This window comes from Metapseudomonas resinovorans (assembly GCF_002003485.1).
Classification (GTDB): domain Bacteria; phylum Pseudomonadota; class Gammaproteobacteria; order Pseudomonadales; family Pseudomonadaceae; genus Metapseudomonas; species Metapseudomonas resinovorans_D.
This window is the reverse complement of sequence record NZ_BDMA01000089.1, coordinates 67,370-90,724: the sequence shown is the minus strand read 5'-3', so window position 1 is coordinate 90,724 and position 23,355 is coordinate 67,370. Positions and strand designations below refer to the sequence as shown.

Below are 23,355 nucleotides of genomic sequence, written 5' to 3'. Positions count from 1 at the left end.
GGCGGACGAAAGTCCGTGCCGCCATGGACTCGCCGGAGGTGCAACGTCATTGGCTATATCTGCGTTAGCTGTTGTCAGAAATCGATAGTCGGTCCAGGAGCCTTGTAGGAGCTAGCTTGCTAGCGAAAAGGGGCCATTCGCTGGCAAGCCAGCTCCTACGGGCAATGCAGCCACTTACAACACCTACTGCATATACAGCAACGTCATTTGCCGATGGCGTTGCGGTCCGGGTGTTCCAGTTGGTCCAGCAGCGCCAGGGCCTGGTCAAAATCGAACGAGTCCACGGCCTTGGCGACACGCCTCAGGGTGTCCTCCCCTGGTCGGCCCCGAAACTGTTCACAGATCTCCGTGATGAGTTCTTCAGCGGCCGTATCACTTTGCGCCAGGCAGCGCCGGAGGCGATCGAACAGGTCGGACAGATGGGCCTGGTCGCTCTCAATGGAACCGCCAGTTGCTGCCGGAGGGTTGTCCAGAGCGGCGAGCGCCTGAATGACGATTGCCAGGTCGGTCAGCAGCTCGCCCAGCAAGAGGTCGATACGCTCGGTCGGGGCGTTCTGCCGGCAGGCCTGCTCCAGCCGAGCGGCTGATTCGACTACCTCCACCGCTCCAATATTGGCAGCGGCGCCCCGCAGGCTGTGGACGGCGCGCTGGGCAGCGGTGGGATCACTTCCGACTCGCGCTTCTTCAAAGAGGTTGGCGAAGTCCCGCTGGCCATCGCGAAACTTCAGCAACAACCGTTGATAGAGGGACAGCTTGCCGCTACAGGTGGCGAGCCCTTTCTGCTGATCGATGCCGGCCAATGCAGGCAAGGTCGACTGCACGGTGGGTGCGGTCTGCCTGGGGGCCAGGGTGCGGGCCTGGGCTGGAGTGATCCAGCGCGCCAGCGTGGCGAACATCGTGTCCAGGTTCAGCGGTTTGGCGATGTGATCGTCCATGCCCGCATCCAGCGCCAGTTGACGATCGGTAGCGAGGTTGTTGGCGGTCATGGCAATGATCGGAATGCCGGTCAGCTGTGGCCGCTGGCGAATCGCACGGGTCGCGTCGTAGCCATCCACCAAGGGCATCTGGCAATCCATGAGAATGCCGTCGAAACGCTGGTCCACAGCCAGCAGATCGAGCGCTTCCTGGCCATTGCTGACCAGCACGGTCTCGATGCCGGCATCCGTGAGCACCTCCACCGCCAGCTCCTGGTTCAATGGGTTGTCTTCCGCCAGTAGCACGCGGCTGCCGGCTAGAGCCGCCTTGGCGTTCTCGGTCTGGCCGTGGCGTTCAGTGCTGCGGGTTTCCGTCGGGGACGCACCACCCAGCACCTGGTTGATCGCTTCCAGCAGTGAGGACGGTGTCACCGGTTTGGTGAGCACGAAGTCCAGCGTTACGCCCTGCACACGCGCGGCATCGAGGGCGTCCTCCCGCCCGAAGGCGGTCACCATGATCACCGCTGGCACGTCCCCGCCACCGTCGTGCAACTGGCGCACGGCCTCGATGCCGTCGATTTCAGGCATCTTCCAGTCGATCAGCAAGAGCCGGTAAGGCAGCTCTTTCTGTGCGGCGCGGCTCAACAACTGCAGGGCCTCGCGACCGGTGCGCGCAACGTCCACTTCCAGTCCGAAGCTATGAGCCATGGTCGAGAGAATTTCCCGGGCCGAGGCATTGTCATCGACCACCAGCACACGCAAGCCCAATAGCTCTTCAGCGCGCATGACCCGCCGTGGCCGCGCGTGTTCCTGGCGGCCGAAGCGTGCGTGGAAATGGAAGGTTGAGCCACGGTCAGGCTCGCTTTCTACCCAGATCCGGCCCTGCATCAGTTCCACCAGTTTGTGCGAGATCGCCAGACCCAGGCCGGTGCCGCCGTATTTGCGCGAAGTGGAGGAGTCGGCCTGCATGAAGGATTGGAAGATGCGCTCGCACTGCTCCGGCGTCATCCCGATACCACTGTCCCTGACCCAGAAATGCAGCTCGACGTCCGGCCCGGCGGCGGCGACCTGCTCGACGCCAACCACGATTTCCCCCGTCTCGGTGAACTTGACCGCATTGTTGCCGAGATTGATCAATACCTGGCCGAGACGCAGCGGGTCCCCCAGCAGCGCAGTGGGCAGGTCGTAGTCGAGCTGGAACAGCAACTCCAGCTGCTTCTCCTCGGCCTTGAAACCAACCACGCTGGCGAAATGCTCCATCACATCTTCGAGTCGGAAGCCGATTCGCTCGACGGCCATCGCTCCGGCTTCGATCTTCGAGAAATCGAGGATGTCATTGATGATGCCCAGCAGGTTCTCCGCAGAGAGGTTGATCTTCTCCACGTAGTTGCGCTGTTTGCGGTCCAGCTCGGTCTTCAAGGCCAGGCAGCTCATGCCGATGATGACGTTCATCGGCGTGCGAATCTCGTGGCTCATGTTGGCCAGGAAGTGACTCTTGGCTTGCGTCGCTTCCTCGGCCAGCTGCTTGGCGCGGAGCATGGCCCGCTCCGCAGCCTTGCGTTGGGTAATGTCGATGTGCCAACCGAGAACACCAAACTCGCCGCGATACTGCATCGGCAGATAAGTGGCGAGCATTTCGCGTTCGCGCCCCTGGCTGTCGTACATCTGCACTTCGCGTTCGTAGTAGGGTTCGCCAGCCTGAAGATGGGCCCACACATCGTCCCGATCGAGCAGGTTGACGTATATCTGCGGCACCATGTCCCCGGCGGTTAGGCCGAAGGTTTCGACGAACCGCGGGTTGGCAAAATGGATCTGGCCCTGGGTTGCGAACGCGACGCTCACCGGACTGCGGTCCAGGATGCTTTTCAGGCGTTCTTCGCTTTCCAGAATCACGGCTTCCATGGCGCGTCGTTCGCTGATGTCACGGACCGACGCGCAGACGCACAGTTCATGGTTGTGCAGCTCCGGCAACCGTGAAAGGCCGATTTCCACCGAGAAGTGGCTGCCGTCCTTGCGCAGTCCGCGCAGGTCCGTGCTGGTGCCGCCCATCTGGCGGGTATGACCTTGCTCGAAGTATTGGCTGCGCAGTGGCTCGTGCTTGGCCCTGGACGCCTCCGGCACCAACTGCTCTACCCGGACGCCGATCAGCTCGCCGCTGTCATAGCCGAACAACTCTTCCAGCTTGGGATTGGCGAGGATGATGGCACCGCTGCGATCCACCACCATCATGCCGTCAGGCGCCGATTCGATGATGCTTCGATACCAGGCTTTGGTGGTCTGGATGATTTGCTGCTGCGCCTCCATCTGGGCCGCCTGCTCGCGGGTTTCAGCCAGCAGTTGGTGGGTGCGCAAGGTGCGTTCCAGTATTTCGGCGCTCATTACCAGCAGCGGAAGGAGTTCGTCGAGCAGGCTCTGCTGATTGGGCTCCAGCGGACGGAAGCTGGCCAGCTCCAGCACCCCCAGCAGGCGTTCACCGCGCAGCAGCGGCAGGATAGTCACCACCGCAGGCGCCGCCTCACCCAGGCTGGAGCTTATGTGCAGGTAGTCGGCCGGAGGCTGCTCCAGTGTGATGGTGCGCCGTTCCTGCGCGCACTGGCCGGCCAGTCCTTCGCCCAGACGCAGATGGCGCGGCGGCGGTGATTGGGTGGAGGCTGAATAGCACCCCAGCAAGATCAGGCGATGATGGGCTTCGTCATGGCCGTACGCGGTCGCGCTTCCAATACCCAGCAACGGCGCGATGGCCCCGAGAAACCGCTCGCTCAGCTCAGTGAAATTGCTGGCCGATTGCAGGTCGCGGCTGATGGCCGCCACATGGGTCTTGACCCAGCGCTGGGCCGCCATTTGCTGCGCCTCCGATTGAAGCAACAGCAGTGCCCGGGAAAGGCCGCCTATTTCATTGGGGTAATCCTGGAACGGGACCTCGACATCAAGATTTCCGCTGCTCAGGGTTTCCACAGTCTTGCGTAGGCTTTCGGCCGGCCGGCGGATGGACAGACTGATGAGATAGCCGAAGATGATGCCCCCGAGCATTCCGAGCACGAGCAACCACAAGGTCAGCTGCACGCTTCGATCGAGGCGCTCGGCCGCCGAAGCCACGCCGATGTCCGCCCCTTCGCGCTTGATCCTGGCCATCTGTGTAAGCGCTTGGGCGGCTGCGGCCCCTGCTCGCAAGAAGGCTGGCGAGTCGATCAAGGCGCTGGCGGCAAGCCGCGCACTTTCCGCGCTGCGGGAAGCACTCGAAACCTGCAGTTCCAGCACTTTATCCAACTGTCGCTGGTATTCCGCGAAGGCCATGTCGAAACGGAGGAGGTTCTGCTGATTCGGCGCGCGGAAGATAAGAGGTCGCGCCAGCTCCATCTCGCGGTCAAGCAGCTCGATGGCATCGGTTAGCTGTCGCCGTGCATCGGACCGCTCCTTGTCATCGCTGGCCAGCACCGACTGACGCAGGTGCAGGCCTATTTCCGCGAGCGCGACGCGCGCGGAATCGATATGGACCAGGCCCAGCATGTCCTGAGAGTAGATCTGGCGGATTTGCTGGTTCTGCAGGTATTGCACTCGCAGGCTGTACAGCCCCAGAAACAGCGCCAGCAGAAGAATTCCGCCGAAGCCGAACTGCAGTTTCAGGCGCAGGGGCAAACGCTGCAAAAAGTCGAACGGAGACATCATCTGAATTCGCCTTTATGAACAGGCCGCCAGACAGGGTGGCTCGGGTAACGCAATCGACTGTGTCCGAAAGCGCATCACACGGGTGCGCTTCACGCCCCTCTGCTGGCCTTGGCCTTCAAATCCTGCTCACTGTCGGCGTAGCGCTCGGCGATGGCCTGGAACTGCTCCTTTATCGCCAGGAAGGCGTCGACCACATCTGGGTCGAAATGACGGCCCCGCTCTTCGCTGATCAATGCGACAGCGTCTTCATGGCTTATACCGGGCTTGTAGACACGACGGCTGATCAGCGCGTCGTAGACGTCCGCCACCGCCATCAGGCGTGCCGATACCGGAATCTGGTCGCCCGCCCTGCCCTCGGGATAACCGTTACCGTCCCATTTTTCCTGGTGGCCATAGGCGATTTCCTTGGCCAGCCGCAGGAAGGGAACCTCCACGCCGAGTTGGTCCTCGGCACGCTGCAGGGCATCGCGACCGAGCGTCGTGTGCGTCTTCATGACCTCGAACTCTTCCATCGTCAGCCGCCCCGGCTTGAGCAGGATGCTGTCTGGAATGCCGATCTTGCCGATGTCATGAAGCGGTGCTGATTTGTACAGCAGACGACGGGTATTCGCGTCCAGCTCAGCGGCAAAACGAGGGTGATCCTTCAAGTGCTCAGCGAGCGCCTGCACGTAGTGCTGGGTGCGCCGGATATGGTTGCCGGTCTCGTTGTCGCGGGTCTCGGCAAGGGACGCGAGGGCCTGGATGGTCACGTCCTGAATCGCGATCACCTCCTGGGTGCGCCGGGCGATCTCCTGTTCGAGGAAGTCGTTCTGATCGCGCAGAAAGTCGGCGGCAGCCTTGATCTTCAGGTGGTTATCCACCCGCAGCAGAACCGTGGGCGGGTTGATCGGCTTGGTGATGTAGTCGACCGCGCCAAGCTCCAGTCCGCGAAGCTCGTCCTCGATCGCCCCCTGGGTGGTGAGGAAGATGACCGGGATATCACGGGTATGGGGCTGCGCCTTGAGTTGGCGGCAGACATCGAAACCGGAGAGGCCAGGCATCATCACGTCGAGCAGGATGAGATCCGGCTTGTCGTCGCTGCCTGCGATCTGCAGAGCCTTGTCTCCGTCGCGCGCAGCCTTGACCCGATAGATGACTTTCAGCAGGTCAGCCAGCAGGGTCAGGTTGTCAGGGGTGTCGTCCACGATCAGGACTGTGGGTTTTTCGCCAAGACTTGCCGGATTCATCTCCATTTCTCCCCAAGTGGATATTGCCCTGCGTCTTCCATCCGTACTCCGGAACCGGCGTGCGAAGTCAGTATAGATAAGCGTTCGGTTATTCCAGGAATTTGACCACGCGCGTGCGGTCCTCCATTGATCGACATGCCACCGCGGCCGGCCGGACCTGCCTGGCCGGGTTGTCGGGGTTCGGCGTCAGCCATTCATCGACACGCTCCCCAATTCCTGCTCGTTGAGCCATATTGAGTATCCCGCGTCTGCGTCGCACCCTGCAGGAGGCCGCCATGAATCGACGAGACTTCCCCGGGCATGCCGCCTGGACAGAGACCCATCTCAATGGTGATCACGTTCTGGCATTCATCGCCATCAAGCCGCATCACCTCGACATCGAACCCCATCTCCATCAGGTTTATGACCGAACGCACTTCAAGCGACGGACGGATGCTGTGCTTGCTGCCCGGGACGCACTTAGCAAGTTGCTGCACATCGATGAGGATGGCTGTCCCGTATTCAGCTCTCCCGAGTGTTGAGCCGACGTCTCGGCATTCGCTGTTCCCTTTACGGGTTGAGGAGACCCACCATGAACACCGCAAGTGATAATCGGGACATTGAAGTGCGCTTCGAAGATTTGATGCCGGGATATCAGTGCGTCGTGACACGACAAGAAGATGGGGCGATAAACCTGCAGTTGGAAAGCCTCACCAGCCACCACATGATCGTACTGCCGGCTCTGGAGCCAACGCTCTGGGATTCACCCGAAAAATTGCAAAGCCTGTGCAAGCAGATCGCAGAGGAATTTGCGATTTTGTGCGAAGAATCGCCCCCAACAGACGCCCCCCTTACGTCGTACCGGATGAGGGACGGCCTAATGGAGAAGCTGTACACGATCCTGGACTCGATGCGAGGGCATGTGTAGGGGGCGATTCAGTTCGGTCTGAACCGTAGCTGTGCGCACCGATTTCAGGATCAGCTTCGACGCCACGTCATACCGCCGGTGCGCACGGCGCACCCTACTGGATTGGCTTCATCCTGCGAGGCCCGGCGAATCGTCAGCCCTGCCGTAGGTTGGTCCGAGGAACGAGGCCCAACATTGCAATGTCGTGCGTTGGTTAACTGGAAATGGTGGATGGAAAAAGCGTCATCCACCCTACGTCCGAGCATTTCCCCACCTCTCTGCCACACGCATCATCCCTCACCCCAACCCTCTCCCAGAGGGAGAGGGGGCAGCCCGTGCGTTGGCTCAACCCGGCATACATCTTGTAGGGGCGAATTCATTCGCCAAGCAGGACGCAGTTCTGCCGTAGGTTGGTCCGAGGAACGAGGCCCAACGTTGCTACACCGATCGTTGGGTTTCGCTCCGCTCTAGCGGAACGCCGCCCGCCACAACCTACAAAAGCAGACCCCACACCATTGCTCGCCTACTGCCCACCCCCGATAAACCAGCGGTAATAGGGGTTGTCGCCGTCGCTGCGGGCCAGCTCGCGGATTTCGCGGGCCCAGGCCTGGCGATTGCCGTTGTAGGCGTGCAGCGTCAGGGCGTAGAAGCGCGCCAGCGAGCGCCATTGGTCATCCACGGCGCCACGGAAACCGGCGTCTGCATTCACCAGCGGCGGAGCCGAGCGCAGGGCCAGCAGTTCCGGCAAGACTCGCGTTATCTCCTTGCTGCGTACCCAGGGTGCATATTCGATTCGCGGCCGGTCATCGGTAACGGCTGGGGCATCGCCGGCGAAGCGCTCCAGCCCGTCACGATCAGTCACCCAGGTGGCAAGCAGGGCCGCCGCGGAATCTACCCCCACTTCTGCCAGCGCCCCAGCAACTTCGGGTTGCTCGAAGCGTTGGCGGATTCGCGCGACATCCAGCTCCTGGGGCTCCAGGGAACCGATCAGCAGCATCTCGTGGAATTCGGTGGTCCAGAGCGACGCGTGGGGGAAGACATCGAGGAAGCTGCGCACCAGGGAGCGGCTGTCATCCAGGTTCTGTGTCGGCAGCGGCAGCCATTGGGCAACGAGGCCGCCGGGCTGCAACCGCGAGGCGGCCAACTGGTAGAAGTCCCTCGAGTAAAGGTTGACCACCCCAGCTGCCGAGGGGGGTGGCGGCTCCAGGGTGACTAGGTCGTAGCGCTCGGTGCTGCGCAGCAGTTCACGGCGGCCATCGCGCAGGCGGATATCCAGGCGTGGGTCGTTCACGGCGTCGAAATTGCCGTGGAACAGCGGCGCCGCGGCCAGCACCTCGGGCAGCAATTCCGCCACCACCGGTCGTTGCAGACTGGGATAGCGCAACATGGCGCCAGCGGTGATGCCGGTGCCAAAGCCGATGACCAGCGCCGAACGTGGCTCGTGACGCTGAATCAGCAGCGGCAGCAATGCCTGCAGTCGCATGTAGCGCAACGACGGCATGGCATCGCCGGTATTGGACACACCCTGGATGTACAGGCGGCTGAATTCGCGCCCCTGCCGTCCCTGGGTCACGACGGCGACGGTGCCACCTCTGCCCTCCTCGTAGAAGGTGATCTGCCCATTGCGCGCGCCGGGCAACAGTTCCGCCAGGCGCTGGGGCGGCGTGAGTATGCCGACGGCCAGCGTCGCCACGGCTACTGCCAGGATCGCGCCGCGCTTGCCCCGGCCGACGTTGGCACCCCGCCACGCGGAGATACAGCCCACCAGCGCCGCCAGCATGGCGAGGACCGCCAGGGTACGCACCAGACCCACGCCAGGCACCAGCAGGAAGCCAGTGAGCACGACGCCGAGAATGCCGCCCAAGGTGTTGAGGGCTACCACCGCACCCACGTCACGCCCGACGTGCCCGCTTTCCACCGACAACCGCAGGGCCAGCGGAAAGGCAGCGCCGAGCAAGGTCGTCGGTAGAAAGACCATGCTCAGCGCCGCTGTGGCGAAGCGCGCGCACATGCCGGCCAGCTCGTTGCCGGTGGACTGCAGTACGAGCATTTCCACCTGGGTCTGGGCGATCACCAGCCAGCGGCCGAGGCCCGCCACCTGCAACAGGGCGATCAGGCCCGCAGCGGCGATCAGCAGGCCGAACAGGCCCCAGGGGTCCCGAATCCGGTCGGCACGGCGGGCATACAGAGCGCTGCCCAGCACCAAGCCGGTCAGGTAGGTGGCGAGCACCATGGCGAAGGCGAAGGTGCGGGTACTCATGAACTGAACGATTGACTGGCTCCAGACCACTTCGTAGCCGAGGGCCACACCGCCCGCGACGCAATACAGGGCGATGGCGAGGCGCGCCCCAGGAGAGCGCGACATCCGCGAGGTTGTAGAAGGCTGCACCGGCAGATCGTCACCGCGTCGGGTGACCCAGGCGCCGGCTGCGGCCAGCAGGTTCAGGCAAGCGGCTGCGAGAGCGCTGCCGGTCACCCCCAGTTGCGGCAGCAAGACGAAGGCTGCCAGCAAGGTGCCGGCAATGGCGCCCGCCGTGTTGGCCGCGTACAACCGCCCACCGGCTTCGCCCAGTTGGCCGTCGGCAGGCGTGAGGGAGCGAACCAGCACGGGCAAGGTGCCGCCCATGAGAAAGGCAGGCAGCCCTACCAGCAGGAAGGGCAACAGCCAGGCGAGCAAACCGATCTTGTCCTCCAGCCGCGCGAACAGGCCGGCCGAATTGGCCAGAGCCAGCGTGGCGCCAACGCCCAGCACGGCCACCGCAAGTTCCAGCAAGGCATAGAGGCGCACGGGGCGGCGCAGGCAGTCGGCCCAGCGACCGAACACCAATCCACCCAGGGCGAGCCCGGCGAAGAAGGCACTGATGCCGGTGGTGACGGCATAGACCTCCACCCCCACCACCAGCGAAAGCTGTTTGACCCAGAGCACCTGGTAGACGAGTGCCGCGCCGCCGGAAACGAACAGCAACGCTGCGGGGATGAGTATCTGCAAGGGAAGCCGTTTGCGGGCATCTTCACGCACCGTGGCTCGGGAACGCGCACGGGACGAACTCGCGGCTGAGGACATCGACTGGCCTTATCGGATTGGCTAACCCGCAGAAGGTAGTTGAAAGGAAGGTGCCCGCCAGGAGGCGGGCACCGGGTCGATCTACTGCTGTTTCATCTTCTCTTCGATTTTCTTGTCCACGTCGGAACGGATCTGATCAATGCTGAAACTGGCTGGACGCTGGCTCGGCGGGTACTCGACGAAGGTCTGCAGGAATCCCGCCGCCTTCTGCGTGCCCTGGAAGAGCAGGTAGTCGTTCTTGGTCAGCCAGTCGTAGTACTGGTCCGAAACCACATCCGCCCGCTCGTACGGGTCCATGCGCAGGTTGAACAGCTTGGGTACCCGCAGGCAAGTGAAGGGCTCGCTCCAGACTTTCAGACCGCCAGGTGCACGTTGTTCGCACCAGACGATTTTCCAGTCGGCGAAGCGCATGCCCACCAGTTCTGCGTCGTCGTTGAAGTAGTAGAACTCGTTCCGCGCACTCTTGTCGGATTTCCCAGTCAGGTAGTCCAGCTGGTTGTAGCCATCCAGGTGCACCTTGAAGCTCTTGCCGCCGAGGTCGGTGCCCTTGAGCAGCCGATCCTTGATGTCCGTGTCACCCACCGCGGCAAGCAGCGTCGGGAACCAGTCGAGACCGGAGAACATCTGGGTCGAGATGGAGTCCGGCTTGACCTTGCCCGGCCAGCGAATTATCGCCGGTACCCGATAGGCGCCCTCCCAGTTGGAGTTCTTCTCGTTGCGGAACGGTGTGGTCGCGGCATCCGGCCAGGACCACTGGTTCGGGCCGTTGTCGGTGGTGTAGACCACGATGGTGTTGTCGGTGATCTTGAGGTCATCCAGGGTCTTGAGCAGTTTGCCCACGTCGCCATCGTGCTCGAGCATGCCGTCGGCGTAATCGTTGCCCGCCATGCCGCTCTGCCCTTTCATGGATTCGCGCACGTGGGTGAAGGCGTGCATGCGCGTCGTGTTCATCCAGACGAAGAACGGCTTGTCGGCCTTGACCTGCTTGTCGATGAAGTTGATGGCGGCCTGGGTGGTTTCGTCATCGATGGTTTCCATGCGCTTGCTGTTCAGCGCACCGGTGTCCTCGATCTTGCCGTCGGCACTGGACTTGATCACACCGCGCGGTGAGGCAGCCTTGACGAAGGCCGCATCATCCTTCGGCCAATAGGGGCGTTCGGGCTCTTCCTCGGCGTTGAGGTGATAGAGGTTGCCGAAGAATTCGTCGAACCCATGGTTGGTCGGCAGGTACTCATCCCGGTCACCCAGGTGGTTCTTGCCGAACTGGCCGGTGGCATAGCCGTGAGACTTGAGCGCCTGGGCGATGGTGACGTCACGCGCCTGCAGGCCCACCGGCACGCCGGGCATACCGACCTTGGAAAGGCCCGTGCGCAATATCGCCTGCCCGGTGATGAAGGTCGAACGCCCCGCCGTGCAGCTGTTCTCCGCGTAGTAGTCGGTGAACATCATCCCTTCTTTGGCAATGCGATCGATATTCGGCGTCTGGTAGCCCACAACACCCTTGCTATACGCGCTGATGTTGGTCTGGCCGATGTCGTCGCCGAAGATCACCAGGATGTTCGGTGTGTCTGCGGCCTGTGCGGTACAGATGCCCATTGCCGCTGTCGCGGCCAGGGCAAATGTCGTTATCCATCTTCCACTGCGCTTCATATGGCCTTTCTCCGTCTCACGTTGCTGTGTCTCCACGACTACGTACACGAGAGATGCCGACTGCTTGGCTGGGTCCCTGTGTTCCTGCGGTTCCTCGTTAGGGGTGGTCAGTTGTGCTCGAAGGGATAGACACGGCTCCACTCCCCTGCCATGTCCACCACTGTCCAGTTGCCGGCTTTCGCCGCGTCCAGAGCCTTGTCCAGCCGGCCGATCTTGCTTTCCCGGTCATAGGCCCATTCGCGCGTGGCGTCGGTGTGATGAACCAGCCCGGCGAAGCGTTTGCCCTCCCCGGCCATGGTCCACTGGAGCATTTGCAGGTCGCCATCGGAATTGCCGAAGGCGAGGATCGGCCGCCGGCCGATGATGGTGTCGATACTGACCGGCTTGCCCGGCCCATCATCGTTGTGCAGGAGCTTGGGCAGGCGCTGGATCGACAACTTGCCGTCCTTGTCCTGGAACTGCGACGCGAAATTGGTGCCGATCACCTGTTCCGGCGGAACGCCATAGACCTCTTCGGCGAAGGCGCGCATGAAGGCCACTTCACCGCCGGAGACGATGTAGGTCTTGAAGCCATTTACCCGCAGAAACGCCAGCAGTTCCCGCATCGGCTGGAAGATCATCTCGGTGTAGGGTTTCTGGCTGCGCGGATGCACGGACTTTGCCAGCCAGCTCCGGCTGAGGGCGATGAACTCGTCGGTGCTCATCCCGGTATGGGTGGCGCCGATGATCTTCATCATCCCCTCCGTACCGCTTTCGGCCAGGGCCTTGTGGTCACCTTCGAGGACCGCCTTGAAGGGCTGCTGCTCCTTCCATTCGGGATGTTGCGGTGCCAGACGCCTGACCTCGTCCATGGCGAACAGCACCTCGAAGTACATCGGCTGCTCGCTCCACAAGGTGCCGTCGTTATCGAAGACGGCAATGCGCTCGGCCTCCGGCACGAAGTCCTTGCCCCCTTCCGTAGTCACCGCCGCGACGAAGGCCTCGATGGACTTGCGCGACGGGCCGTCCTTCCAGGATGGCAACGGGTCTTGCGCCTGCGCCAGCAAAGGCAGAACCAGGAGCAATGTGAACCACCAGCGCAAGTTATTCAGGGCAGATGATGGGCGCATGTGACGTCCTTGCTGAGAGCGATTTACCTGGCCCCACCGGCTCAGGGACGGAGCGGTTTCAATCCGTGGCTGGCACGGCCTTTCTTACTCGTTTCAGCCGCCGCGCGCCGCACATCGGGCAATACCTGCGACAGATCGGAAGCTGCTTGATTGTCGGAAGGTTCCGACCCGTAGCGAGCCTTGAAGTAGGCTAGCAAACGATTCGCGATACGGTCGGGCAACGGCTGAGAAAATTCCGACAGTGTCCGACTGCCATTACTTCGGCGAACCCAAAGGTACAGCCCACCCAATTGCGCCGGGCGCGCTGCCAACTGCTGTCGAGCCAGTTGCCAGGCATGCTCGGCGGAGTCCAGCCAGGCCCGCTGGCGAGCCGCCCGCCAACGCCGCCAACCAACCAGCGCGGCGCGCGCCCAGGGGCGGCCGAAGTACGCGAGCCCGGCCACGAGCGACACCAGCACGGCCAGCAGCAGCCAGTGGCCGGATACCCTCACCTGGGCCTTCTGCCCCAACGCGCGCAGGTCTTCGTTGATGGAGAACGGCGCCTGGTAAGCGCCCTTGGCCGCTTCGAGCTTTACAGCCGGTACTGAAATGCTGTGCGCTTCGCCGGTAGTCGCATCCCACCATTTCAGCTTGATGGCCGGCAGCTCGAAGGTGCCCGCATCACCGATCACGTAGGTCACGGAGTCGTCGCGGGCCCCACCGTTGGTGCCGCCACGACCATCACTGAGCGGTTGCACCTTGGGTGTCTGAACGTAGCGTTTGAGCCCTTTGACTTCGGCGAACACCGGCGGCGGAATGAGCATGGCCTGGGCGCCCTCCGCCTCCACCCGCAGACGGCGGGTGATGCTGTCGCCCTGGCGCAACGGCTCGTGGGAGCGCTGGATGTCCTGGGTTAGTTTCACGCTGCTCGCCACCAGCCGCTGCTCGTCACCCGCGCCCACGAGGGCCTTGGCCGCGAAGGACAGCGGCTGGCCCTTGATCTTCACCGGCCCGCTCGCCTGCCCCGGCTGAACCTGGAACTCCAGGACCGGGATGTCGAAACGCCGCGCCGTTTGTGGGGTGATCTGGTACGTGTAGCGCAGGCCGAAGAAGGTCTTGCCATCGTGCTGCTCGGTCAGGTGTTGCGCTTCACCTGTGGGCGGCCTCACCAGCGCGCCGGGCAGGTCGAGCTTCGGAAGGACGGGCGCTGCCGTGAACCAGGTGTCCACCAGCAGATCCACCTCCAGAGTGACGATTCCGCCGACCACCGCGCCATCCGCCGGAACCAGACGCTGCTGCACCCGCACCTCGGGTTCGGCGGCTTGCACCAGCCATGGCAGGCAAAGCAGCAACAGGCACACCAGGCGCTTCATTGCGATGCCTCAGCGCTTTGCTGGCGGGCCGCTTCCTGCAGCGCGAACTTGCGCTTGAGGAACATGGCCGGCGAGGTGGTGAGGTTGTTCAGCCAGACCTGGTCGGATGCGGCCTGGGCCTTGTCCTGCTGCACCTGTTTGCCACCCTGCGAAGGCGTCTGGTCTTCCACAACCTTGTCGGGTTTCTCGTTGGGCGTGCCCTCCTCCTGCTGGTCCTCGTAATCCTTCAGCAGCGCTTGGGCCAGGGCCAGGTTGGCGCTGGCCTCGGGGAACTCCGGCTGCTTCGTCAGCGCCTGCTGGTAAGCGGCGATGGCCTCGGGAAACTTGAACAGGCGGACGTAGGTGTTGCCAAGGTAGAAATACGCGTTGGCGCTGTTCAGTCGCGCAAAGCTGGCCAGGGCCAGTTGGTAGTCCGCCGCCTGGTACGCGGCCATGCCCTTCCAGTAAGGGTCGGTAAAGTGCGCAGCGGCTTCCGGGTAATGTCCATGCTCGAAGGCCCAGCGCCCTTGCTGGTCCGGGGTGAAGAAGGCATCTGCCAGGACACCGGCCCGGGCGGGTGCCGGCATGCCGAGCAGCGACACGGCCAGCAGCAATCCCCCCAGCCAGTGCACCTGCCAGCCGCGCCTTACGCAGCACAGGGCAATCAGCGCCAGAGGCCAGCACAGCCAGTAGCCGGCATCCTTCCAGTGCACTTGCCGGCCATCGCCCTGCACCGCCTGGAAGTGCTGCTGGGCGTGCAGCTCGATCCAGTCGAGGTCGTCATCGTTCAGGGTCAGGCTGCCGAGGGGCGCATTGGCTGCGTTGGCCAGGCGCTTCAGACCTTCCTCGTCGAAGCGCGCGTCCACTGGCCGGCCGTCAGCAGCAATGAGCGGCTGGCCGCGAGCATCCCGTACCAGGCCACCATCCCGACTCCCGACGGCAAGGACGAGCACCTGCAGATCGCCGCCCGCCAGACTCTTGCCGATTGCCTCGAACTGACTGGCGTCGGCTCCGTCGGTAACCAGCACCAGGGTGCCGGGCGCCTTTTCCGCATCGAGAATCTTGCGTGCCTGTTCGATCACGCCCAACACATCCTTACCCGATTGCGACATCAGATCGGTGGCCAGCGCCTCGACGAAAGTATCCAGTAGCGTCGGGTCTTCGGTGGCGGGTAGCACCAGATGTGCCCCGCCGGCGTAGGCGATCAGCGCGGTGCGGGCGCCGGCCCGGCGCTGGATCAGGTCATGCAGCTTGCGCTTGGCGGCGGCGAGCCGCGTGGGTGGCACGTCGTCGGCATCCATGGACGGCGAGAGGTCGACCGCGAGGATCAGCGGCGCCCGGTTGTCGAGGAAGGCGGGGTTGTCCTGTTCCCAGGTCGGCCCCGCTGCGGCCAGGCCACCGAGTGCCAATAGAGCCCCAAGCAGGTAGACCGGGCGCAGGCGTTGATGATCTTCCGGGGTAATGAGCAGCCGTTCCATCAGGTGCGGCGCGATGACACCGTCGAGCTGGCGCTTGAGGTCATGTCGGCGCATCCAGAGTAGCGGCAGCAAGACGCCCGGCAGCATCAGCAGCAACCAGAGGGGCCGCAGGAAGTGGAAGGCGCCGAGGTCGATGGTCATCTCATTGCTCCATTTCCGTCCGTGCCATCGCGCCTCGGGAAACCCGACTAAACAGCGCTGCGAGCAGGTGGCAGCCCGCCAGGAGCAGGAGCGCCGCGCCCAGCGGCCACCAGAACAGGTCCCGCTTGGGCTGGTGGCTGAAGGTCTTCACCTTGTGGGGCGTGAGCCGGTCGAGGGTGGCGTACACCTCTTGCAGTGCGCTGCGATCATCAGCCCTGAAGAAGCGCCCACCCGTGGTCCCGGCGATGTCCTGGAGGGTCTGCAGGTCCACCTTGGCATCTCCGGTGGCCTCGGGGTCGCCGATGCCGATGGTGTGCACGATGATGCCGTGGGAATGCGCCATCTTCGCCGCATGGGCGGGTGTGATGGCGCTGCCGGTGTCGTTGCCGTCGGTGAGCAGGATCAGCACCTTTTCCTGCTCCTGGGTGGTTTCCAGCAGCTTGATGGTCAAGCCGATGGCATCGCCCAGGGCGGTATTTGGCCCGGCCATGCCGATACCGACCTCATCCAGCAGCACCCGCAGGCTGGCATGGTCGAGGGTCAGCGGTACCTGCGGATAAGCGCCGGTGCCGAACACGATGAGGCCGATGCGGTCGTCCTTGCGCCGTTCGATGAACTCCCGTACCACGCCTTTCACCGCGGTCAAGCGATCCACCAGGCGGCCGCTGGCATCGGTGTAGTCGGTGGTTTCCATGGACTGGGAGATATCGATGGCGAGCATCAGGTCGCGGATCGGCTGTTCGTGCTGGATCGCCTTCTCGACGAACACCGGCCGCGCGCATGCGGCTACCAGCAAGGCCCAGACCAGCAGGTTGAGCAGCATCTGCCAGCGCCCTCCCCGCTTACCGCCACTTCCCGGCGTCTGCCCCACCGCACGGCTCATGGCCGAAAAGAACGGTACTCGCAAGGCGCTGCGGGCCTCGCGGTATTCGCCCAGATAACGCCACGCCAGCCATGGCAGCGGCAGCAGGAAGAGCACCCAGGGATAGTCAAACTGCCACATGGTGCGCCTCTATCCAGTGCCGGCTGGTGGCGAACAGCGAGCGCACGTTCGCGTCGGGAATGGCCAGGAGCCGCGCATCCGGCGCGTAAGCGACAATGAACAGGCCCGCGGCGAAGCCTTCCGGCAAAGGCGCCGGGGCGCGCACGGCGAGAAACCGCTGCCACTCCTGGCCCCCCAGGCGCGCCACAGCTGGCGCATCGGGCATGGACAGCGCGACGCGCTTGAGCAACTCCGGGAGTTCGCGCATGGCCTCAAGGCGCCGCTCATCGTCATCCAGCACACCTACCAGGGTATCCAGCCGTGCCAGCGCTTCCCGCCGGTAGCGGTCACGCTGCCAGCGCCGCCATTTCAGGAAACCGCACACCAGGGCAAGCGCCAGCACCACCAGCAACAGCACCAGCCAGCCCCAGGTCTGGGGCAAGTAGCTGTAGGGAGGCACTGGCAGGGCCAGCTCCTTGAGCTGATCGATGCTCGGCGCTGCGGCAGTGCTCATCGCGGCATCCCTGCTAGTCGGCCCAATTCGCGGCGCACCTGGTCGAGGGTGTCCTCGCCGGTATTGATCATCATCACCGGCACCTGGCTACGACGCAGCAGTTCGGCCACCTCCTGCAAGCGCCCGGCGAGGAACTCGCCCAGGGGGCGCTGGACCTGGCGACGCTCCACCTCCAGTTCCACCTGCAACTCCCCCTGGGTCACGGTGACTCGACCCTTCTCGGGAACGTTCAGCGCAATGGGGTCGTAGACCTGCATGGCGATCACATCGTTGTGCGCGCTGAGCTGGCGCAGCAGTTGTAATGTCTGCGTACTGACCCCGGCGAAGTCGCTGATGATGCAGATAAGGTGGTCGTGGCCCGCTGCGCCGATGCAGCTGCGCAGCACAATGTCGAGCCGGTCGCTGCCCTCGCTGTCGGGTTGGTCGACGCTCAGGCGGTGATTGGCCCGGACCACTGCCGCGCACAGGGCTTCGATCCGGTTGCGGCTGCGCAACGGGCGGATGTGCTCCACCCGCTGATCGTCAAACACCAGGCCGCCCACGCGGTCGCCAGAATGGAAGGCCATCCAGGCGGACAAGGCTGCCAGCTCCGCCGCCGTCACCGACTTGAAGTAGCGCCGGGAGCCGAAATACATGTTCATGCGTTGATCCACCAACACCAGCGTCGGCCGGTCGCGCTCCTCGGTATAGGTGCGCACGAAGGGTTTGCCGAAACGCAAGGAGGCGCGGCAGTCGAGGTGCCGCAGATCGTCGCCAGGGATGTAGTGGCGCAACTCGTCGAAGCTCAGTCCGCGCCCACGCAAGCGCGAGGCGTGGTTGCCGGCGAGGATGCTCGACAACGGCTGACGGGAGTGAAAACTCAGGCCGCGGACGCGATGCTCCAGCGCCATCAGTTGGGCGAGCGAAACATAGACGAAGCCGTCAGGAACGGTCTGTTGCATGGCCATGGGTCCACTCAGGCAGGGATCGCCACCTTGTCCAGCAGGCGGTCCAGCACCTGGTCCGCATTCACGCCGTCAGCGATGGCGTCGTAGGAAAGCTGCAGGCGATGGCGCAAGACCGGGTGCACCACGGCACGCACATCGTCTGGCGAGACGAACTCGTTGCCCGCCAGCCAGGCATGCGCCCTTGATACGCGATCCAGGCTGATGCCGCCCCGAGGGCTGGCACCGATATTGATCCAGCGGGCCAGATCGGCGTCGTAGTCGGCCGGGTGGCGCGTCGCATTGATCAGGTCGATCAGATAGCGGTCGATGGATTCCGAGACATGCACGCCGGCCATTTCTCGCCGCGCCGCGAACACCACCTCCTGAGGCAGCCGCACCGGCGCCTGGCGCGTACCCTGCGCAGCCTGTTCCTCGCCCCGCACCAGTCGCAGGACCTGCGTCTCGTCTTCCACTTTCGGGTAGTCCAGTTGCACCTTCATCAGGAAGCGATCCATCTGCGCTTCCGGCAGCGGGTAGGTACCTTCCTGCTCGATGGGATTCTGCGTCGCCAGCACCATGAACAGGCCCGGCATCGGGTAGCTCTGGCCGGCGACGGTGATCTGTCGCTCCTCCATGGCTTCCAGCAGAGCGGCCTGGACCTTGGCCGGGGCGCGGTTGATTTCGTCAGCGAGGATCACATTGCCGAACAGCGGGCCGGGCTGGAACTTGATCTGGTTGCCCTCGGCGGTCTGCTGGAGGATCTCCCCGCCAGTGATGTCCGACGGCAGCAGGTCCGGCGTGAACTGGATGCGGCGCATCTGCGCCTCCAGATGGGTGGCCAGTGCCTTGACGGTGCGGGTCTTGGCCAGGCCCGGCAGGCTTTCCAGCAGTACATGGCCGTTGGCCAACAGCCCCAACAACACGTGGCGAATGATATGGGCCTGCCCCAGCACCAATTCCGAAACCCTGGCTTCCAGTTCTGCAATCTGCTCGCGTGTAGTCACTGATCCATTCCCTGACTGAGGTTCAGAAAGTTGACCATCGACGCTTGCGTGGAGTGGCGCACTGTCGACCAGCCCTGCTCGGGCCTGGATCGCCTACACCGGACGCATTCGTGAACTGCGGTCTGGTAACTCTAGCCGCAAGTGTTTCATGCGCCAGAAAGCTCCGGCTTTGTGTAAGACCATGTCAGGTTGCGCACAGGAGACGAGCATCTAGGCTGGAGAACAACCACGGGTATTAGCCCTACTGCAGAGGACGCGCCATGTTCAGCACTTCCCCAGCTATGCGCCCCATCGGACTCACCGCTCTGGCGTCAGCACTGTGGATGCTGTCCGGAAACAGTTGGGCGGGCGGCATCCTGATCTACGAGGCCGGTCAGGAAGGCGCAGGCCTGGCCAATGCGGGCGCCGCGGCGCTGGCCACCGACCCCAGCGTGCTGATGAACAACCCCGCGGGCCTTACCGAATTGCCCGGCACGCAGATCAGCGCGAACGCCCAGGTGATCCTGGGCGACATCCAGTTCTCCCGTGATGCCGGCAACCAGTTCGATGGCAACGAAGGAGGCAATGCGCTCCAGTACCTGCCGGGCGCGAGCCTGTTCGTCAGCCACCAGATCAACGACCAGGCCGCCATCGGCTTCGGCATGTACGGCAATTTCGGCCTGGCGCTCGACTACGACGACGACTGGGCTGGGCGCTACTTCACCCAGGAGTCGGCCATCATCGGTGTGTCGCTGCAACCGACCTATGCCTACAAGATCAACGACGACCTCTCGATCGGCTTCGGGCCGCGCATGATGTACGCCTACTACCGCACCGAAGTGGCGATCAACAACAACCTGCTCGGCCTGGTCGACCGCCCGGATGGCCAACTCGAATACAAGGACACCGACTTTGGCGTGGGCTTCAACATCGGCCTCTTGTATCGGGTAAATGAGCGCACCCACGTCGGCCTCGCCTACACCAGCAAAGTGGACCTGGAATTCTCCGACCGTCCCAGCGTCGACGACATCAGCAACCCGCTGCTGAACCTGGCATTACGGCAACTGAACGTGGACAGCCTGGACATCGACATGGAAGTACCGCAAACGGCGGTACTGAGCATCGCCCACGACCTGGATTCGCAATGGAAACTACTGGCCAGCCTCGGCTGGCAGGACTGGAGCGAGTTCGGGAACATCGGTGTCGAAGTGGACGCCGACAACTTCGGCACCAGCCGGACCGTCGACCGCCAGTACAAGGACACCTGGCACGCTTCGGTGGGCGCGCAGTACCAGGCCAGCGATAAGATGCGCTGGAGCATGGGCGTTGGCTACGACAGCTCGGCGGTGGACGACGAAGACCGCACCGTGGACAACCCCATGGCCGAAACCTGGCGCCTGGCTGCAGGTGTGAACTACCAGGTCGACGAGGGGCTCGACCTGCACATGGCCTACACCCTGATCTGGTTGGGCGACATGGACGTGGAACAGACCAAGCAGCGCTCCGGCAACAGCCTGTCCGGCAGCTACGACAACACCTCACTGCACATCATCGGCGGCGGCGCAACCTGGCGGTTCTGAGGGCGCAGACACCCTGGCTGTTGGGCTTCGCTTCGCTCTGCGCCAACCTACGGGAAGTTCGTGCCACCGCCGTTCGCGAGCAGAGCTCGCTCCTACAGTTGTTCCGCCGCCCACGAAAAGGTGCTCTTCCTGTGGGGGCGAATTCATTCGCGATGGGCTGCGCAGCAACCCCGTAGGGTGGGTCACGCTTCACCGACCCACCATAGAGGTCGCACGCTGACATCGATGGTGGATGTGAAGAGCGACATCCACCCTACCCACCCGCTGCGCCAACCTACGGGAAGTTCGTGTCGATTCCGTTCGCGAGCAGAGCTCGCTCCTACAGTTGTTCCGCCGCCCACAAAGGGTGCTCTTCCTGTGGGGGCGAATTCATTCGCGATGGGCTGCGCAGCAGCCCCGTAGGGTGGGTCACGCTTCACCGACCCACCATAGGTGCCGGACGTCGCATCGATGGTGGATGCGAAGAGCGATATCCACCCTACCCAGCGACGTCCTTCGCGAGCAGAGTTCGCTCCTACAGTTATTCCGCCGCAAACAAAAATGCCCTCCGAAGAGGGCATTTTCGTTTGTGCGGGGTATCAGCTCGGCAGCTTGGCGTAGCGGGCCAGCTGCTGGTCGCGGCTCATCACGTCGAGAGTCGCGGCGAGTACCTGTTCGCCGGTCGCGTCGGGGCTGGCGAAGATGGTTGAGAAGTTGGCCTGGGTGACCTTCGCAAAGTGGGCGCGGTCAGCCTGCTCGACGCCCAGCAGCGTGGCGTAGGCATCCAGTGCTTCGCCCTGCCCTTGCGCCATGTCTTCGGCGATGCTGTCGAGCATGCCGTTCATGGCGAACACCGAGCGACCGCCATAGCCGAGCTTCACGCTGGAATCGCAACCGTTGGTACCCGAGGTCAGGCCGAAGGTAGCGTTACCCGAGGTGCCGTTGGTGGTGGTGGCCAGCAGGTGAGGAACCAGACCGCGCTGACCTTCGAATACCATGTTCCCCCAACCGCATCCGCCGCCCCCGGCCTGATCCGCGTATGCCGCGACGCCAGCGGTGCTAAGAAGTCCGAAGATAATGGCCTTGCCAATCAGTTTGTTCGTCATGTTTTTCATTCCTTGGTTATTGAACAGCTAGCCACGTGACTGCACGTACGACTTCCACACTGAACGACACGTAAACGTCCAGAAGGTTTAGGCGAGACCTCCGCTTCTTTCAAATTCGATCTCACGGGCGAGACGGCTATTCCCGGCTTGGAACACCGCGCATCGAGCCCGAATGGTCCCCATCCTCATCAGCTGCCTGCCTTGCCGGCTCGGTGTACCAGCGCTCTTTCGGCACCCATTTTTCCTGCGCGGGGTCGCCCAGGTAGTGCGGCGACATGATCTGCACGCCGTACTCGTTGAACACGTCCTGGATATTGGCGTGCAGCATGGTCAGCAGCTCGGCGCGCGGGCGTGGCTCGCTGGGCACTGCCTGGGCCACCAGCCGGTACTCGGGGTAAAAGTCCGACAACGCCGTCTGGAACACTTGCGGCAGCGGTTTCTGGAGGATGCCAGGCGTGCGCCGCGCAGCTTCCAGCAGTATGGCCTCCACCTGGCGCCAGGGCGTGTCGTAGCCGATGGTCACGGTGGTATCCACCACGTAGCCCTGGCCCTGCACGACGCGGGAGTAGTTGCGGGTCACCGAACCGGTGATCATCGAATTGGGAATGGTCAGCACCTCACCGAGACCGGTGCGGATGCTGGTGGTGAACATCCCCAGCTCGGTGACGGTGCCCTCGTTGTCGCCGATGCGAACGTATTCGCCGGGACGCAGGGTGCGGGTGTAGGTGAGGATCAGCCCCGCCGCCGCCTGCCCTACTACGCTGGATGCGCCCAGGGAAATCATCAGGCCGATCAGCACCGACAGCCCCTTGAATGCCTCGGTCCCAGCCCCAGGCAGGTAGGGATAGGCCATGGCCAGGGCGAACAACCAGATGGCCAGCGAAGTCAGGCGCGTGGTGGGTTGCAGTGTCTCGTGGTTGAGCCAGCTGATGGTGCCCGGCCGGGAAAGGCGCTCCAGCAGCCGCTTGCTGAAGGCGCTGATGCCCCGCGCGATGAAGAAGATCAGCAGCGCGATGACCAGTCCCGGGATGGCGCTGACGATGGCATCCAGCATGTAGCGCACGAGATCTACCAGGTACTGGTTGAGGCTTTCACCCCAGGGACGCGTATAGGGGAATCGCTGCAGTACGAAGCTCAGCCATTCATAGGTGAGCAGCAGCACCACTGACCAGAACACCAGTGCCAAAACGCGCCGGACCACGGGAAACAGGTTGCTGGAATCCACCAGCTGCGTTTCCCCGATCCTCAGCGCGCTGGTGTGCCGGCCCATGCGCCCTGGCAGCCAGGACAGCGCCCTGCGGCGCGCCCAGCCGAGCAGCTTCAGCAGTCCGATATAGAGCAACGTCGCTGCTGCGGAGAATCCCCCGGCCGTCAGCAGGAAGCGCAGGCTGCGAGCCTCCGCCGATTCCGCGACCACCTGGCGCAGTTTTTGCGCCGCCACTTCGGCGTCCTGGCGAACCGAGGTTTCACCGGCATCCAGGTCGTTCGGCGAGATGATGAAGGCGCGCCGGTCGCCCAGCAGGACCATGTAACTGTCTTGAATGCTGTCGAGTCTGACCTCGGCTTCCTCGGTGCCATCGAGCACTTCGCGGATCACCGCACCCGCGCGACTGGCACGGGCAGCGGGTGATTCACCGAGGAACGTGGCACGAAAGACGAAGATGCTGCGGTTGGCGACTTTCAGTTCGGCGGGTTCCGCCACTGTGGTCGTCGCCTCTTCCGCCGCATGTGCGATGGCGGAAAGTGCCATCGAGAGAATCCAGAAGATCGTGGCTCCCCACCAACTGATCCTTTTATCCATGTAGCGCACTCCGGCCCGT

General features: G+C 63.4%; 16 protein-coding genes. 3 read left to right on the top strand and 13 right to left on the bottom strand.

Going from position 1 to position 23,355, the window contains the following annotated elements:
- Positions 1–203: 203 nt before the first annotated feature.
- Together MnOB_RS25205 and MnOB_RS25200 are read right to left on the bottom strand one after the other, a co-directional pair.
- Positions 204–4,580, bottom strand: coding sequence for a response regulator (locus MnOB_RS25205; protein WP_077527275.1), 4,377 nt, complete (start codon positions 4,578–4,580; stop codon positions 204–206).
- 89 nt (positions 4,581–4,669) lie between these two features.
- Positions 4,670–5,806, bottom strand: a complete 1,137-nt coding sequence (locus tag MnOB_RS25200; RefSeq protein WP_199824597.1) for a response regulator — start codon at positions 5,804–5,806, stop codon at positions 4,670–4,672.
- Between the two features lie 275 nt (positions 5,807–6,081).
- Here MnOB_RS25200 and MnOB_RS25195 point away from each other — a divergent pair, with 275 nt between their 5' ends.
- Both MnOB_RS25195 and MnOB_RS25190 read left to right on the top strand, forming a co-directional pair.
- Positions 6,082–6,327, top strand: a complete 246-nt coding sequence (locus MnOB_RS25195; protein ID WP_077527273.1) for a hypothetical protein — start codon at positions 6,082–6,084, stop codon at positions 6,325–6,327.
- Between the two features lie 50 nt (positions 6,328–6,377).
- On the top strand, positions 6,378–6,713 hold the full coding sequence (locus tag MnOB_RS25190) for a hypothetical protein (protein WP_077527272.1): 336 nt from the start codon (positions 6,378–6,380) through the stop codon (positions 6,711–6,713).
- Positions 6,714–7,215: 502 nt separating this feature from the next.
- On the opposite strand, the gene MnOB_RS25185 is transcribed toward MnOB_RS25190, so the two are convergent.
- From MnOB_RS25185 to MnOB_RS25145, 9 genes are all read right to left on the bottom strand, one after another.
- Positions 7,216–9,756: a fused MFS/spermidine synthase gene (locus MnOB_RS25185; protein WP_107504130.1), complete on the bottom strand. Its 2,541-nt coding sequence runs from the start codon at positions 9,754–9,756 to the stop codon at positions 7,216–7,218.
- Between the two features lie 81 nt (positions 9,757–9,837).
- Positions 9,838–11,406 (bottom strand): arylsulfatase, encoded by a 1,569-nt coding sequence (locus MnOB_RS25180; protein ID WP_077527270.1) that lies wholly within the window; start codon positions 11,404–11,406, stop codon positions 9,838–9,840.
- Between the two features lie 107 nt (positions 11,407–11,513).
- Entirely contained in the window at positions 11,514–12,515 is a 1,002-nt protein-coding gene (locus MnOB_RS25175) for an HAD family hydrolase (RefSeq protein WP_077527269.1), read from the bottom strand.
- A 41-nt stretch (positions 12,516–12,556) separates the two neighbouring features.
- Positions 12,557–13,867, bottom strand: coding sequence for a BatD family protein (locus MnOB_RS25170; protein ID WP_077527268.1), 1,311 nt, complete (start codon positions 13,865–13,867; stop codon positions 12,557–12,559).
- On the bottom strand, positions 13,864–15,465 hold the full coding sequence (locus tag MnOB_RS25165; RefSeq protein ID WP_077527267.1) for a VWA domain-containing protein: 1,602 nt from the start codon (positions 15,463–15,465) through the stop codon (positions 13,864–13,866). Before MnOB_RS25165 ends, MnOB_RS25170 begins: the two co-directional genes overlap by 4 nt.
- A gap of 1 nt (position 15,466) precedes the next feature.
- Positions 15,467–16,468 carry a vWA domain-containing protein gene (locus MnOB_RS25160; RefSeq protein ID WP_077527266.1) on the bottom strand — a complete coding sequence of 334 codons (1,002 nt, stop codon included), beginning with the start codon at positions 16,466–16,468 and terminating at the stop codon, positions 15,467–15,469.
- The gene (locus MnOB_RS25155) at positions 16,455–16,961 is read right to left on the bottom strand and encodes a DUF4381 domain-containing protein (RefSeq protein ID WP_077527265.1); all 507 of its coding nucleotides are present in this window, start codon (positions 16,959–16,961) and stop codon (positions 16,455–16,457) included. Before MnOB_RS25155 ends, MnOB_RS25160 begins: the two co-directional genes overlap by 14 nt.
- Entirely contained in the window at positions 16,958–17,902 is a 945-nt protein-coding gene (locus MnOB_RS25150) for a DUF58 domain-containing protein (RefSeq protein WP_371580328.1), read from the bottom strand. Before MnOB_RS25150 ends, MnOB_RS25155 begins: the two co-directional genes overlap by 4 nt.
- A gap of 14 nt (positions 17,903–17,916) precedes the next feature.
- Positions 17,917–18,891, bottom strand: coding sequence for an AAA family ATPase (locus tag MnOB_RS25145; protein ID WP_077527263.1), 975 nt, complete (start codon positions 18,889–18,891; stop codon positions 17,917–17,919).
- A gap of 281 nt (positions 18,892–19,172) precedes the next feature.
- Here MnOB_RS25145 and MnOB_RS25140 point away from each other — a divergent pair, with 281 nt between their 5' ends.
- Complete coding sequence (locus tag MnOB_RS25140) at positions 19,173–20,450, top strand: OmpP1/FadL family transporter (RefSeq protein ID WP_077527310.1); 1,278 nt, start codon at positions 19,173–19,175, stop codon at positions 20,448–20,450.
- 578 nt (positions 20,451–21,028) lie between these two features.
- Here the strand turns inward: MnOB_RS25140 and MnOB_RS25135 are convergent.
- Both MnOB_RS25135 and MnOB_RS25130 read right to left on the bottom strand, forming a co-directional pair.
- Positions 21,029–21,535: a DUF3015 domain-containing protein gene (locus tag MnOB_RS25135; protein WP_077527262.1), complete on the bottom strand. Its 507-nt coding sequence runs from the start codon at positions 21,533–21,535 to the stop codon at positions 21,029–21,031.
- Between the two features lie 136 nt (positions 21,536–21,671).
- Complete coding sequence (locus tag MnOB_RS25130; RefSeq protein ID WP_234358332.1) at positions 21,672–23,285, bottom strand: mechanosensitive ion channel family protein; 1,614 nt, start codon at positions 23,283–23,285, stop codon at positions 21,672–21,674.
- Between the last annotated feature and the right edge of the window lie 70 nt (positions 23,286–23,355).